Raw genomic sequence first — 14746 nt, forward strand, 5'->3', positions numbered from 1 at the left:
CATGGCATCTTTTTTATGTTATTACTATTTGTTCATTATTTTTTTCTAATAGATAGACATGCTCTATATCATCTAATGTTTCTAAAAAATCACTTAAATCCGTCGGAGTAATAACTATATGATCAACTATAGTACTTGTTTTATTTATCTCGATATCATTAGCTAACAAGGCATAATAGACTAATTCACTGCAATATAAAGCACTATCATCATAAGTTGTCATACTATAATCATAAGGCGTATCTAAATAATCTAAAGCTCGATTTAAATAATTTTTTATGAAATTTTTATCTTCATTAAAACGATATCCGGTTAACGCTTTTAAATAAGATTCTTTTTTTAAATTAGCCATCTGATCAAGAGTCCTGATTTTCACCCCGGTAGAGTTGCTATCTAAAACCAAAATTTCATCTTTAGTTTGATAATGATTATTTATCTCTTGATAATATTTATCATCAACAGTAAATACTTCATTGAACTGCTGATATGTCCCTAAATAAAATATTGAATGTTTCCAACGGCCTGGAATAGCATATGAACTTAAATAATTAGAATTTTCAATATTAATAATATCCCCCGTTTTAAATAGTTCAATATAGCTAGTTAGTTCGTCGTATTCAATTACTTCAGGTTCTAAAGTTGTTGTCTTAGGTAAAGCAACTTCTTGATCCTGGTTTGATTTTAAATTTGATAAACTAACTACACTTAACAACAAAACAACTATTCCTAGTAGAAACAATCTTTTTTTCATCAACTCATCCTTTAATTTTTAATCATACTTAAGGCAACACGATGTTTTTTTACATCAACATCAATGACATATACTTCAACAATGTCACCTATGCTTAGTTTATCCAAAGGATGTTTAATTCTTTCATTAGAAATCTTAGAAATATGGACTAAACCATCATTTTTTAACCCAATGTCAACAAATGCTCCAAAATCAACAACATTTCTAACTGTTCCTTCTAATTGCATTCCTGGTTTTAAATCTTCAATTTTTAAAATGTCTTTTTTCAATAATGGTGTTGGATAAGCATCTCTTGGTGAACGATTAGGTTTAATAAAGCTATCAATAATATCATCTAAAGTATAAGAATCAATTCCTAAATCATTAATTACTTTTTCTTTATCAATTGTTTCTAATTTTTCACTAATTTCTTTAGAACCAAGCATACTTGTATCAGCGTTGATTAGCTTTAACAATGCTTTAGCTTGATTATAGTTTTCAGGATGAATAGCTGTAGCATCAAAAGGTTCATTAGCACCTGGTATTCTTAAAAAACCAATTGCCTGCTGATATGTTTTAGCACCTAACTTACTAACATTTTTTATTTCCATACGATTAGTAAATTTACCATGTTCATCACGATATTTAATAATATTTTTAGCTACACCACTATTTAAACCTGAAACATATTGTAATAATGAAGCAGAAGCAGTATTAATATCAACACCGACACTATTTACCGCCTTTTCAACAACAAAATCTAGCTGTTCTTCTAATAGCTTAGGATTAATATCATGTTGATATTGACCAACACTGATTGCTTTAGGTTCGATTTTAACAAGCTCAGCTAAAGGATCTTGTAATCTTCTTGCAATCGATACTGCTGAGCGTTCTTCAACTTGAAAATCTGGAAATTCCTCTTTAGCAAGTTTGCTTGCAGAGTATACTGAAGCACCAGCTTCAGAAATTATCGCATAATCTACATCAAGATGATTATCTTTAATTAATTTAGAAATAAAAGCTTCACTTTCACGGCTAGCTGTTCCATTACCAATAGCAATAATTTCAATCTGATATTTTTTAATTATATCTAATAAAATTTTCTTTTCTTTATCGTAATTATCTTTAGGAATCGTAATAAATACTTTATCAATTTTTAATACTTTTCCGGTTTGATCAACTACTGCTAATTTACAGCCAGTTCGATATGCTGGATCGACTCCTAAAACCATCTTATCTTTAAGCGGTGCTTGCATTAATAATTTTTCTAAGTTTACTGAAAAAACTTTAAGCGCCTGTTCACTAGCTTTTTCTGTTAATTCATGACGAACTTCACGTTCAATTGATGGTAATAATAATCGATTCAAACTATCTTCAACAGCTTTTAAAATATATTCATTAACGCTGCTGGTTTTATTTCTAGTTACACCTCGATTTATATACTGAATCAAAAATTCTTTATCCATCACGATATTTACAGTAATAACCTTCTCTTTTTCAGCACGATTTATTGCTAAAATTCGATGTGAAACAATTCGATTTACTCGTTCATGGAAATCATAATACATTTCATATACTTTATCTTCATCAGGATTTTTCTTTTTTACTTTAGTTTCAATTGTTCCTGATTTATACATAATATCTTTAACAAATTTTCGATATTTAATATCGTCACTAATTACTTCAGCAATAATGTCTAAAGCTCCCTGGATAGCTTCAGCTTCGCTTGTTACTTTATCATTTAAATATTTTTTGGCAACTTGTTCAATATCACCATTTGGTAAACTTAAGATCCATTTACTCAATGGCTCTAATCCCTTAGCTTTAGCTTCAGTTGCTTTAGTTTTTCTTTTTTCTTTATAAGGACGATATAAATCTTCAACGATATTTAATTTAGTTGCCTGTAAAATATCTTTTTTTAACTGGTCTGTTAACATTCCCTTTTCATCAATTAAACGAATAACATCTTCTTTTCGTTTCAATAAATTAACCTGATATTGATAATATTTATCAATGTCTCTGATTTGATCTTCGTTTAAACCACCAGTAGCTTCTTTACGATAACGTGCTATAAAAGGAACTGTATTTCCTTGCTGTAACAAAGATAATACTGCTTCAACTTGTTTTTTTGTTATCTCTAATTCGTTTACTACTAATCCAATAATTTCTTCGTTCATATAATCTCCTTTGAAAAATGTCTGACCACTCTATTTTACTTTAAAATTACAAATTATCAACTAAAATTATACGTTAGCTTTACTAAAATCACGACCTAGATAATATTCTTCAATAGTATAAATAATATCATTATATATTTCTTTATCTAACAATTCTTTTGCTTTTTCTATCGTTACAAAACAATAATCAGTGTGTTCATCGGAAAGGCGAACATGATCATTTTTTGGAATACATAAAAAGCCGATTCCAACTGTCTGATAATCTTCTCTAATTTTTGTAAATGTGTAAGCTGGTTTAATTATTACAATATCTAATCCTGTTTCCTCCTTTAACTCTCTAATCAAAGCCTGATTAGGTGTTTCTCCATATTCTAGTCCACCTCCAGGCAATTCCCAAAAACCTAGTCCATCTGTTGATGGTTTAACTCTTTTTAATAATAAAATCTTATTATCTAATACGACAATACCTTTTACAGTTATGTGAAATTTTACATTTTTCATGCTCTACCTCCTAATTATTTACTATATCATAACACTATTATTATTAAAATTGTTTAAAAAATACAACTAATAGTGTTATAATTATTTTCGAGGTGATTATAATGATAGATTTTAAATCGGAAGTACTAAAAATAAAAGATCAAATGCTTCAAGATATAAAAGATTTATGTGCTATTCCTTCAATGCAAGATGATAGCACGGTTGCTTTATTTGCACCTTATGGTGCTGCCAATCGTAAAGCGCTCGATGCCATGTTAGAAATTGGACGCCGTGACGGTTTTGAAGTTCAAGATGTAGATGGACATGCGGGTCATATTGATATTGGTAGTGGTGAAGAAACTCTAGGAATTTTAGGACACCTGGATGTTGTTCCAGTAAATGAAGCTGGTTGGGATACTAATCCTTTTGAAGTAGTTATTAAAGATGGTAAATTATATGGCCGTGGTGTAGCTGATGATAAAGGACCTTTAATTGCTAGTTACTATGCTGCTAAAATTGTTAACTCATTAAACATTCCAACTAAAATGAAAACTAGAGTTATTTTTGGATGTAACGAAGAATTAGGTAGCAGCTGTGTCAAATATTATTTTACTAAAATGCCTTATCCAACAATGGGATTTACCCCTGATGCTGGTTTCCCAGTTGTTTATGGTGAAAAAGCTGGTTGCAGTTTTGAAATAACTGGTAATGTTGAAAAAAATGGTTTAATTTATCTATGTGCAGGATCACGACCTAATATTGTTCCAGAAACTTGTGAAGCAATAATCGAAGGAAATCATAAACAATATGTTGATTCTTTCCAAAAATTTCTAAGTAGTAATAATTTAACTGGAACTATCGAAGAAGAAGGAAATCATACTAAACTGGTTTTAAAAGGAAAATCAGCTCATGCTAGTACCCCTGAAGAAGGTATTAATGCTGTAGTTTATTTATGCAAATATTTAGCTACTGTAGTTGATAATAAAGTAGTTGATTTTGTATTGGAATATCTTGATGATTACCATGGTAAAAAATTAGGAATTGATTTTAATGGGGCTATGGGACCTTTAACTATGAATCTTGGTGTTATTTCTTATTGCAAAGAAAATTTAAAAATAACTTTAGATTTACGTTGTCCTCATGATATGGATTTTGATAAGATGATTGAAAAATTCCAAACAGCCTGCAGTAATTATCAATTAAACGAAAATCATGATATTGGTAAAGCTTTATATATTGATCCTAAATCTAAATTAGTTTCTACCCTACATCAAGCATATGTTGATGTTTCAGGTGATACTAATTCTAAACCACAAGCAATTGGTGGCGGAACTTATGCTAAATCAATGCCAAACTGTGTTGCTTTCGGCGCTGAATTTGAAGGTGAAGATAATTTTATTCATGGAAATAATGAAAATATTAAAATTGATTCGTTACTTAAAGCAACTGAAATTTATTGCCATGCAATTTATAATTTAATAAAAGCTGATTAAAATCTCGTTACGAGATTTTTTTCAATTATATAAACGGAGTATATTAATGAACAACTATATAAATAATTTGCATCCTGAAATCAAAGAATATTTTAAAATCTTATCACCAGAATTTCCAGATTGGTTAGTTGATTACATCGATACACTGCCGATGCAAAGATTGAAGGATATTAGTATGAACTGCGGTTTAGATTATTGTAAACTTTTTAATATCCAATACTGGTATTCAACCCTTGACCATAGTGTAGCAGTAGCATTAATTATCTGGCATTTTACTCATGATAAAAAACAAACTTTAGCTGGCTTATTCCACGATATTGCTACTCCGGCTTTTAAACATTGTATTGATTTTTTATACGGTGATACGCTAGTACAAGAGGCAACTGAAGAAAAAACAGCGCTAATGATTTCAAATTCAAAAGAAATCTGCACATTATTAAAAAAAGATAATATTAAAATTGAAGATGTTATTGATTATCATATATATCCAATTGCTGATAATGATACTCCTAGATTAAGTGCAGATCGCTTTGAGTATAATTTTTCTAGCGGTCTTAGTTTTTACCGGATTTGGCAATTAGATACAATTAAGGAAATCTATCAAAATATTGAAATACTTGTTAATGAAGATAATATAATTGAGTTAGGATTTACTGATTTAAAAGTTGCCGAAAAATACATAGATACTGTTTGTAAATTATGGCCTCAATGGATAAGTGATAAAGATCGAACAGCAATGCAGTTTATAGCAGATATAATAAAATCAATGAATTTTAGTGACTATTTAACTATCGATGATCTTTATACGCTTTCAGAAAGAAAAATAATCGAGAAGATTTTAAATTGTAAAGATGATTATCTTAAAAATAATTTTATTAGATTTCAAAAAACGATTTCATTTTATGGCAGCAATTCTTTTCAAAAAGATAAGTATTGTATTAATATCGATGTTAAAAAAAGATATATTACTCCACTAGTTAAACATAATGGTAAAATATATCGTATCAATGATATTTCATTAAAAGCCTCAAGAGATATTGAACAATATTTAAATCTAAAGCATTTTAAATATACTGGCTTTAATTTTGATTTTAAACCCTATAAATGATTTAAAAGACTACAAATATTGTAGTCTTTTAATAACGTTAGAAAATAAATGCTCTATCAATTAACTTTAAAATGGTGCCGGAGCCAAGAATCGAACTTGAATTTCATGATTACCATTCATGCGTTCTGCCATTGAACTACACCGGCATGGTGCAGACAGCGAGAGTTGAACTCGCACGAGCTAATGCCCACTACCCCCTCAAGATAGCGCGTATACCAGTTTCGCCATGTCTGCATTTGGCCTTCTTGCCGTAAGTAGATTCTATCAAATTATCAAAAAAAAATAAAGACTAGAATGCAAATTCTAATCTTTTTTTCCTGTCTTAATTGATTCTAAATCATTTAAGTCATATGGTGTTAATTGATAAACATAATAATTTAACCAGTTACTAAATAATAAATAAGCATGAGAACGCCATTTAACCAATATTTCATTATTTATATCATCATTACGATAATAATTTTTAGGCATCGTAGCATCACTAGAAATTGCTAAATCCCTTTTATATTCTTTATCTAATGTATCAGGATCGTATTCTGGATGACCGGTAACAAAAAAACGTGATCCATCCTTTTCAGCAATTAAATAAACACCAGCTTCTTTGCTTTGAGCTAAGATATCTAAACTAGCAACTTTTTCAATATCTTTTGCTAAAACAGTTGTATATCTTGAATGAGGTGCATAAAATTGATAGTCAAAGCCTCTTAATATCTTACGTTTCATCTTTTCAATATTAGTACTATGGAAATATACTCCGGTCAATTTTTCATCTAATTTATGTTTTGGAATCCCATAATAATGATACAATGCCGCTTGCGATGACCAGCAAATGAAAAAAGAACTGAAGACATGCGTTTTGGCCCACTCTAAAATTTCTACCATTTCTTGCCAATAATCAACTTCTTCAAATGGCAATTTTTCTACTGGGGCTCCAGTAATAATCAAACCATCATAACTTTTATCTTTTATATCTTTGAAAGTTTTATAAAAAGCCAATAAATGCTCTTGTGAAGTATTTTTAGATTCATGACTGGCCATATGAATCCAGTCAACTTCTATTTGCAAAGGTGTATTTGAAAGCATTCTTAATAATTGCGTTTCAGTTACAATCTTAGTTGGCATAATATTCAATATTAAAAGCTGTAACGGGCGAATTTCTTGCGATAAAGCCCGATTTTCATCCATAACAAAAATATTTTCTTCTCTTAATATTTTACTAGCTGGTAAATCATTAGGTATTTTAATAGGCATAAGCTAACCTCCTAACATAAACATTAGTTTACCATAACTTAATAAATATTTTAAGACTAAAACGCAATTAATTCATTAAAAATCTGAATAATATAAGCATCACTCATTCCTGATAAATAATCAATTATACTTTTAATCATCGCTTGATCATCATTAATAAAATCATATATTACTTTATTTTGATATATTTCATTACGTTTAAAATATTTCATATTACTATATTTTTCTAACCAATGAACAAAACCATTAATAGTATTAGGAAACTGTTCTTTATCTTTAAGTAACTCATTAATTAAGTTAGTATTTGAATCCTTAGCTATTAAATCATACTTATAATAAAAATCAAAAATTGAATGTAACATTAAACTAACATAATCACTATGGATTTTAACACGATCAATTATATATATATTTTGATAATTAAATTTCATAATAGTTTTCATTATTTCAAATGCTGTTTTAGATAATGCAATTCCATCATCAGGATTACTATTTTTGCATACATCTTGAATGAAATAATTAACTATCGTTCCATTATTGATTGCATTGAATTGATAGTCTTCAGAAAGCTGATTCAATGACATTCTTAAGACTTCAACTTTATTTTCTTTTAAAACTTTTAATCGCAACGCATCTTCAATATCACGAGCTAAATATGCTATTTTATCAGCAACCTTAACAACACAACCTTCCCATGTAAAAGGATTATATTGACCGGGTGTTAAATAATCGTTTAAATCTATCGCTTGATCACGTTTTTTTATTTTCATTTGCTGCATCTCACCACAGTGTGAAATAATACCATCTCTAACAGCATAAGTTAAATTTAGATTATGACGTACATGTTCATCATCCTCTAATGTTTCAATATTGTCAATAAAATGCAGACTATTACGTTCATGCCAAAATGAATCTAACCCATTACTTTTAGCAATATCATTAATGATTGTTTCACCACCATGACCAAAAGGTGCATGACCCAAATCATGGCCAACAGCAATAGCTTTAGTTAATTCTGTATTTAAACCTAAATAATTTGCAATAGTATAACTAATTGATTCTACTAAATTTACATGTTCACTACGTGTACAAACATGGTCGTCTTTAACTGCGAAAAAAACTTGAGTTTTATGTTTAAGACGACGATACGCTTGAGAAAAAATTATTCTAGTATAATCACGACCAAACTCACTACGTAAATCACTATCACGCTGATAAATCGGTGATACTCGTTTTATTGCTAATGAATAATTTTTATTGTTTTCATTCATAGCCTCATTAATAAATAAATTTTTTGTCATTTTAATACCCCTTTTTTATTATATATTTTATGTAATAATAGTACAAATCAAGAGCGTATTTTAAAGTTAAAAAAAAGGTTTTAAAAAAGGAAAGTATAACATCTTTCCTTTAAAATCTATTTAGTTAATAAACTAGCTGCTGCTTTATCAATAATAACTGTAACATCATCATGATCTTGTAAAGCACTTGCAGGTACATCTACAGTTTTTTCACCTTCTACTAATACTTTAATTGGTGCAGCTTTATTTTCACCACAAGCAACTAATAATAATTTTTTAGCAGCTAAAATATTAGAGATACCCATTGTAATTGCATGAGTTGGTACTTCATCAATATTACCATTAAAGAATAAACGAGCGTTATCTTGACGAGTACTTTCTTTTAATTCAATCATATGAGTTACTGAATCAAAAGCAGTTCCTGGTTCATTGAATCCAATATGACCATTTGATCCAATTCCTAATAATTGGATATCCAATTGATTGTTAGCTAATAATTCGTTATAGTCATCACAGCTTTTTTGAATTTCACCAGCACCATTTGGTACATGAACATTTTCAGGATTGATATCAATATCTTTAAATAAATGTTGTTCCATAAAGTAATGATAACTTTGAGGATGTGTTGGTTCTAAACCAAAATATTCATCTAAGTTAAATGTTTTAATGTCTTTATAAGAAGTCCCGTTCTTCTTATGATCTTCAATCATCAATTCATATAAACGAATTGGAGTTGATCCTGTTGCTAATCCTAAATTTGCAGTTGGATTATTTTTTACTACTTCCAACATTACTTTTGCAGCTTCTACGCTTGCTTCTTCATAATTTTCTACTATAATTACTTTCATTTTACGTCCCTCCGCATATATGATACTATTTTTAAGCATTTTGTTCAAGCTAATAGACAGAAAATCAGCTCTTTTTTATCTATAATCATTAATAGTTTATTACTATTCTAAACAATAAATTATAATTAAAAATAAGTTAAAAGTAAAACCAATAATTCTTTATTTTTTTCTATAAATAAGGTAAAATGAATATGTATATGGAGGTGTTTTTATATGATAAAAGGTATTGGGGCTTCTAGTGGTATTGCGATAGCAAAAACCTATAAACTAGTTATGCCAGATTTAACAGTAACTAAAGTTACTGTAGAAGATGTAGATGCTGAAATCAAAAAATTTGATGACGCTATGTCACAAACTGCAAAAGAGTTAGAATCAATTAAGGAAGCCGCATCAAAAAATCTTTCTGCTGAAGAAGCTGCAGTATTTGATGCACATGCATTAGTACTTCAAGATCCTGAATTAAAAACTCAAGTTGAAGACAAAATTAAAAATGAAAAAATTAATGCTGATGCAGCATTAGATGAAGTTGCAAATACTTTCATCATGATGTTTGAAAGTATGGATGATCCATACTTTAAAGAAAGAGCTGCTGATATTAAAGACGTTTCACGTCGTTTATTAGCTAATTTATTAGGAAAATCATTACCTAATCCAGCGTTAATTGATGAAGAAGTTGTAATCATTGCTGATGATTTAACTCCATCTGATACAGCCCAATTAAATAAAAATTTAGTTAAAGGTTTTGCTACTAACATTGGTGGAAGAACTTCTCACTCTGCAATCATGGCTCGTTCATTAGAAATTCCTGCAGTTGTTTCTTGTAAAACAATTACAGAAGAAGCTAATGATGATGATATGATTATCTTAGATGGAGAAGCTGGTGTTGTAATTATCAACCCAACTGATGATGAAATCAAAGAATATGAAGCAAAACGTGAAGCATTCATTGCATATAAAGAAGAATTAAAACAATTAAAGAATGAAAAATCAGTTACTGTTGATGGACATCAAGTTGAATTAGTAGCTAATATTGGTTCTCCTAAAGATATTCAAGGTGTTCTTGATAACGGTGGTGAAGGTGTCGGATTATTTAGAACTGAATTCTTATACATGGAATCAGCTGAATTACCTACTGAAGAACAACAATTTAACGTTTATAAAGAAGTATTAGAAGGAATGAACGGTAAACCAGTTGTTGTACGTACATTAGATATCGGTGGAGATAAGAAAATCGAAGCTCTTCCATTACCTGAAGAAATGAATCCATTCTTAGGAGTACGTGCGGTTCGTTTATGCTTCCAAAGAGAAGATATCTTCAGAGTACAATTAAGAGCATTATTAAGAGCATCAGTATATGGTGACTTAAGAATTATGTTCCCTATGATTGCTACATTAGATGAATTTAGAAAAGCTAAAGGAATCTTAATGGAAGAAAAAGAAAAATTAGTTAACGAAGGTATTGAAGTTTCTGATACATTCCAAGTTGGTATTATGATTGAAATCCCTGCAGCAGCAGTATTAGCTGATCAATTAGCTAAAGAAGTTGATTTCTTCTCAATTGGAACTAATGACTTAGTTCAATATACATTTGCAGCTGACAGAATGTCTTCTGGTGTATCTTACTTATATCAACCATTCCATCCATCAATTTTACGTTTAGTTAAACACGTAATTGAATCAGCTCATGCTGAAGGAAAATGGACTGGTATGTGTGGAGAAATGGCTGGAGAAGCTATCGCAGCCCCATTACTAATTGGTTTAGGATTAGATGAATTCTCTATGTCTGCTACTTCTATTTTATCTCAAAGAAAATTAATCAGATCAATGAAAAAATCTGAAATGGAAGAATTAGCAGCTAAAGCAATTAACTGCGGAACTATGGATGAAGTAGTTGCTCTAGTTAAAGAAGCAGTTGATTTATAATAAGTAAAAAGTCTCGCAAGAGACTTTTTCTTTTTGTTAAAATAATATAATGCATTAATATTCTTTAAAGCTGATTTTTATAGTGAGAATCCCCTAAAGTTCCCCCTAAAAAATTTTGTAATCTACCTAAATTATTTATCTTTCAAATAAAAAAAGGCCCTAGAAGGGCAAAATGGATACATTGTAAAAAGCATATATCGTTTGATAAAGAATTCTAGATAATAAAAAAGAAGAACCGGCAGCTAGCTATTGTTGCACGTAAGTACTATCGTCGCCGTTATGATGCTTAACTTCTGTGTTCGGAATGGGTACAGGTGTGTCCATCATGCTATCGCCACCAGATCTTCTTTTTTTCAAGTGTCTTTTTCAAGATCACTCAAAACTAGATAATAGCAAAGCTCTTCGTCTCTTTCAAGTTTCTACCGCTTCTGGTCAAGTCTTCGACCTATTAGTATCAGTCCGCTGAACATGTCACCATGCTTGCACTCCTGACCTATCTACCTTATCGTCTTTAAGGGGTCTTATATACTTTCGTATTGGGAAGTCTCATCTTGAAGTGGGTTTCACACTTAGATGCCTTCAGCGTTTATCCCTTCCATATTTAGCTACCCAGCTGTGCCACTGGCGTGACAACTGGTCCACCATTGATATGTCCATCCCGGTCCTCTCGTACTAAGGACAGCTCTTCTCAAACTTCCTGCGCCCACGACAGATAGGGACCGAACTGTCTCACGACGTTCTGAACCCAGCTCGCGTACCGCTTTAATGGGCGAACAGCCCAACCCTTGGAACCGACTTCAGCTCCAGGATGCGATGAGCCGACATCGAGGTGCCAAACCTCCCCGTCGATGTGAACTCTTGGGGGAGATCAGCCTGTTATCCCCAGGGTAGCTTTTATCCGTTGAGCGACGGCCTTTCCATTCAGCACCGCCGGATCACTAAGCCCGACTTTCGTCCCTGCTCGACTTGTGGGTCTCGCAGTCAAACACCCTTTTGCCTTTGCACTCTGCGCTTGGTTTCCATCCAAGCTGAGGGTATCTTTGGGCGCCTCCGTTACTCTTTGGGAGGCGACCGCCCCAGTCAAACTGCCCACCTGACACTGTCCCGTCACCAGTTCCATGGCATCCGGTTAGAACTCCAATACACAAAGGGTAGTATCCCAACAGCGACTCCTCACACACTGGCGTGCATGTCTCTCAGTCTCCTACCTATCCTGTACATCCTGCATCAAAGTCCAATATCAGGCTGCAGTAAAGCTCCATGGGGTCTTTCCGTCTAGTCGCGGGTAACCTGCATCTTCACAGGTACTAAGACTTCACCGAGTCTACAGCTGAGACAGCGCCCAAATCGTTACGCCTTTCGTGCGGGTCAGAACTTACCTGACAAGGAATTTCGCTACCTTAGGACCGTTATAGTTACGGCCGCCGTTTACTGGGGCTTCAATTCTGTGCTTCGCTTGCGCTGACACTTCCTCTTAACCTTCCAGCACCGGGCAGGCGTCACCCCATATACGTCGTCTTTCGACTTAGCATAGAGCTGTGTTTTTGGTAAACAGTCGCTTGGGCCGTTTCACTGCGGCTCATATCTCTATGAGCACTCCTTCTCCCTAAGTTACGGAGTCATTTTGCAGAGTTCCTTAGCTATAGTTCTCTCGCTCACCTTAGGATTCTCTCCTCACCCATGTGTGTCCATTTTCGGTACGGGTTACTGTATGATTAGCACTAGAAGCTTTTCTTGGAAGCTGGCTTCAATGACTTCTGTACTTGCCTCAGCTTTCCATACGCATCACGCCTTCGCCTTTATGACAGCCGGATTTGCCTGGCTGTCAGCTACCTCGCTTGCACCTGCTTTTCCAGCAGCAGGATCACCTAGCCTTCTCCGTCACTCCTTCATTCATACCGTAAGTACAGGAATATCCACCTGTTGTCCATCGGCTACGCCTCTCGGCCTCGCCTTAGGTCCCGACTTACCCAGAGCGGACGAACCTTCCTCTGGAAACCTTGGGTTTTCGGTGCGTGGGATTCTCACCCACGTTCCGCTACTCACACCGGCATTCTCTCTTCTATACGCTCCAGCGCTCCTTCCGGTACGCCTTCGCCGCATATAGAACGCTCCCCTACCACTTGCTTGCGCAAATCCATAGCTTCGGTAATATACTTAGCCCCGGTAAATTATCGGCGCAGAGTCATTCGACTAGTGAGCTGTTACGCACTCTTTAAAGGATGGCTGCTTCTGAGCCAACCTCCTAGTTGTCTCGACATCTCCACATCCTTTTCCACTTAGTATATATTTTGGGACCTTAGCTGATGGTCTGGGCTGTTTCCCTCTTGACACTGGACCTTATCACCCACTGTCTGACTGCCGAGGATGTTTATGTGTCATTCGGAGTTTGATTATATTCAGTACCCCGGGATGGGGCCATCACATATTCAGTGCTCTACCTTCACATCACTTGCCTCGACGCTAGCCCTAAAGCTATTTCGGGGAGAACCAGCTATCTCCGGGTTCGATTGGAATTTCACCCCTAGCCACAGCTCATCCGCCAACGTTTCAACGGGGGTCGGTTCGGTCCTCCATCGGGTTTTACCCCAACTTCAACCTGGCCATGGCTAGATCACCCGGTTTCGGGTCTACGACATGCAACTTTCGCCCTCTTAAGACTCGCTTTCGCTTCGGCTCCGCATATCCTGCTTAACCTCGCTCCATATCGTAACTCGCCGGTTCATTCTACAAAAGGCACGCTATCACCCTTTAACGGGCTCTAACTTCTTGTAGGCATATGGTTTCAGGTTCTATTTCACTCCCCTCCCGGGGTTCTTTTCACCTTTCCCTCACGGTACTGGTTCACTATCGGTCACAGAGTAGTATTTAGCCTTGCCAGATGGTCCTGGCTGTTTCCGACAGGATTCCTCGTGTCCCGCCGTACTCAGGTACTGTCTCGGACTTCCTCACTATTTCGGCTACGGGGCTGTCACCCTGTTTCGCCGGACTTCCCATTCCGTTCGCCTATAATGTCTTCTTGCCCTTTTTTGACAGCCCTACTACCCCGGCTCTTGCCGGTTTGGGCTCTTCCCCTTTCGCTCGCCGCTACTTAGGGAATCATTTCTTTATTTTCTCTTCCTTCAGGTACTTAGATGTTTCAGTTCCCTGAGTCTCGCCTCTCTGGAGCTATCTATTCACTCCAGGATACCCGGTCTCTATCCCGGGTGGGTTCCCCCATTCGGATATCGACGGCTCTTGGCATGCTTACTGCTCCCCGTCGCATTTCGCTGTTTGCTGCGTCCTTCTTCGCCTCTCTGTGCCTAGGCATCCGCCATACGCCCTTTCTTACTTTACCTTCTTCGGTGTCGCTTGATCACTTTCTATCTTCAACTTCTTCTCGTTGTTTCTTAGTTTTCTTCGACTTTCTTAGAAAGACCTTGATATCTCTTTATC

The 14746-nt window shown here is 34.1% G+C and carries 9 protein-coding genes, 2 tRNA genes and 2 rRNA genes; 3 read left to right on the plus strand and 10 right to left on the minus strand.

Translation table 11 applies throughout. The features are described from left to right. Window positions 1-13 precede the first annotated feature (13 nt). The 3 genes from ABGT36_RS08730 to ABGT36_RS08740 all read right to left on the minus strand — a co-directional run bounded on the left by ABGT36_RS08730 (window position 14) and on the right by ABGT36_RS08740 (window position 3408). Complete coding sequence (locus ABGT36_RS08730; protein ID WP_087373253.1) at window positions 14-751, minus strand: YiiX/YebB-like N1pC/P60 family cysteine hydrolase; 738 nt, start codon at window positions 749-751, stop codon at window positions 14-16. Window positions 752-762: 11 nt separating this feature from the next. Next, window positions 763-2907: a Tex family protein gene (locus tag ABGT36_RS08735; RefSeq protein ID WP_346677657.1), complete on the minus strand. Its 2145-nt coding sequence runs from the start codon at window positions 2905-2907 to the stop codon at window positions 763-765. Between the two features lie 66 nt (window positions 2908-2973). After that, complete coding sequence (locus tag ABGT36_RS08740; protein WP_087373247.1) at window positions 2974-3408, minus strand: NUDIX domain-containing protein; 435 nt, start codon at window positions 3406-3408, stop codon at window positions 2974-2976. A 101-nt stretch (window positions 3409-3509) separates the two neighbouring features. Between ABGT36_RS08740 and pepV the strand changes: the two genes are divergently transcribed. Both pepV and ABGT36_RS08750 read left to right on the plus strand, forming a co-directional pair. Beyond that, a complete protein-coding gene (pepV, locus tag ABGT36_RS08745; protein WP_087373244.1) occupies window positions 3510-4880 on the plus strand; it encodes a dipeptidase PepV in 1371 nt (456 codons plus the stop codon). 46 nt (window positions 4881-4926) lie between these two features. Then, complete coding sequence (locus ABGT36_RS08750; RefSeq protein WP_296883922.1) at window positions 4927-5988, plus strand: HD domain-containing protein; 1062 nt, start codon at window positions 4927-4929, stop codon at window positions 5986-5988. Between the two features lie 72 nt (window positions 5989-6060). Here the strand turns inward: ABGT36_RS08750 and ABGT36_RS08755 are convergent. From ABGT36_RS08755 to nagB, 5 genes are all read right to left on the minus strand, one after another. Further along, window positions 6061-6134: transfer RNA gene (locus tag ABGT36_RS08755), tRNA-Thr, on the minus strand. A gap of 1 nt (window position 6135) precedes the next feature. Next, window positions 6136-6222, minus strand: a tRNA-Leu gene (locus ABGT36_RS08760). A 69-nt stretch (window positions 6223-6291) separates the two neighbouring features. Then, window positions 6292-7239 carry a homoserine O-succinyltransferase gene (gene metA / locus ABGT36_RS08765; RefSeq protein ID WP_087302327.1) on the minus strand — a complete coding sequence of 316 codons (948 nt, stop codon included), beginning with the start codon at window positions 7237-7239 and terminating at the stop codon, window positions 6292-6294. Between the two features lie 56 nt (window positions 7240-7295). Further along, window positions 7296-8540, minus strand: a complete 1245-nt coding sequence (locus ABGT36_RS08770) for an HD domain-containing protein (RefSeq protein ID WP_346677658.1) — start codon at window positions 8538-8540, stop codon at window positions 7296-7298. Window positions 8541-8656: 116 nt separating this feature from the next. Continuing rightward, window positions 8657-9388 carry a glucosamine-6-phosphate deaminase gene (nagB, locus tag ABGT36_RS08775; RefSeq protein WP_087302323.1) on the minus strand — a complete coding sequence of 244 codons (732 nt, stop codon included), beginning with the start codon at window positions 9386-9388 and terminating at the stop codon, window positions 8657-8659. Window positions 9389-9601: 213 nt separating this feature from the next. Between nagB and ptsP the strand changes: the two genes are divergently transcribed. Continuing rightward, a complete protein-coding gene (gene ptsP / locus ABGT36_RS08780; RefSeq protein WP_300628450.1) occupies window positions 9602-11311 on the plus strand; it encodes a phosphoenolpyruvate--protein phosphotransferase in 1710 nt (569 codons plus the stop codon). 233 nt (window positions 11312-11544) lie between these two features. Here the strand turns inward: ptsP and rrf are convergent. Further along, window positions 11545-11653, minus strand: a 5S ribosomal RNA gene (gene rrf, locus ABGT36_RS08785). Window positions 11654-11739: 86 nt separating this feature from the next. Then, window positions 11740-14648 (minus strand): 23S ribosomal RNA (locus ABGT36_RS08790). Window positions 14649-14746 lie beyond the last annotated feature (98 nt).

This window comes from Erysipelatoclostridium sp. An173, from assembly GCF_963931465.1.
GTDB classification, from domain to species: Bacteria; Bacillota_I; Bacilli_A; order Erysipelotrichales; family Coprobacillaceae; genus Thomasclavelia; species Thomasclavelia merdavium.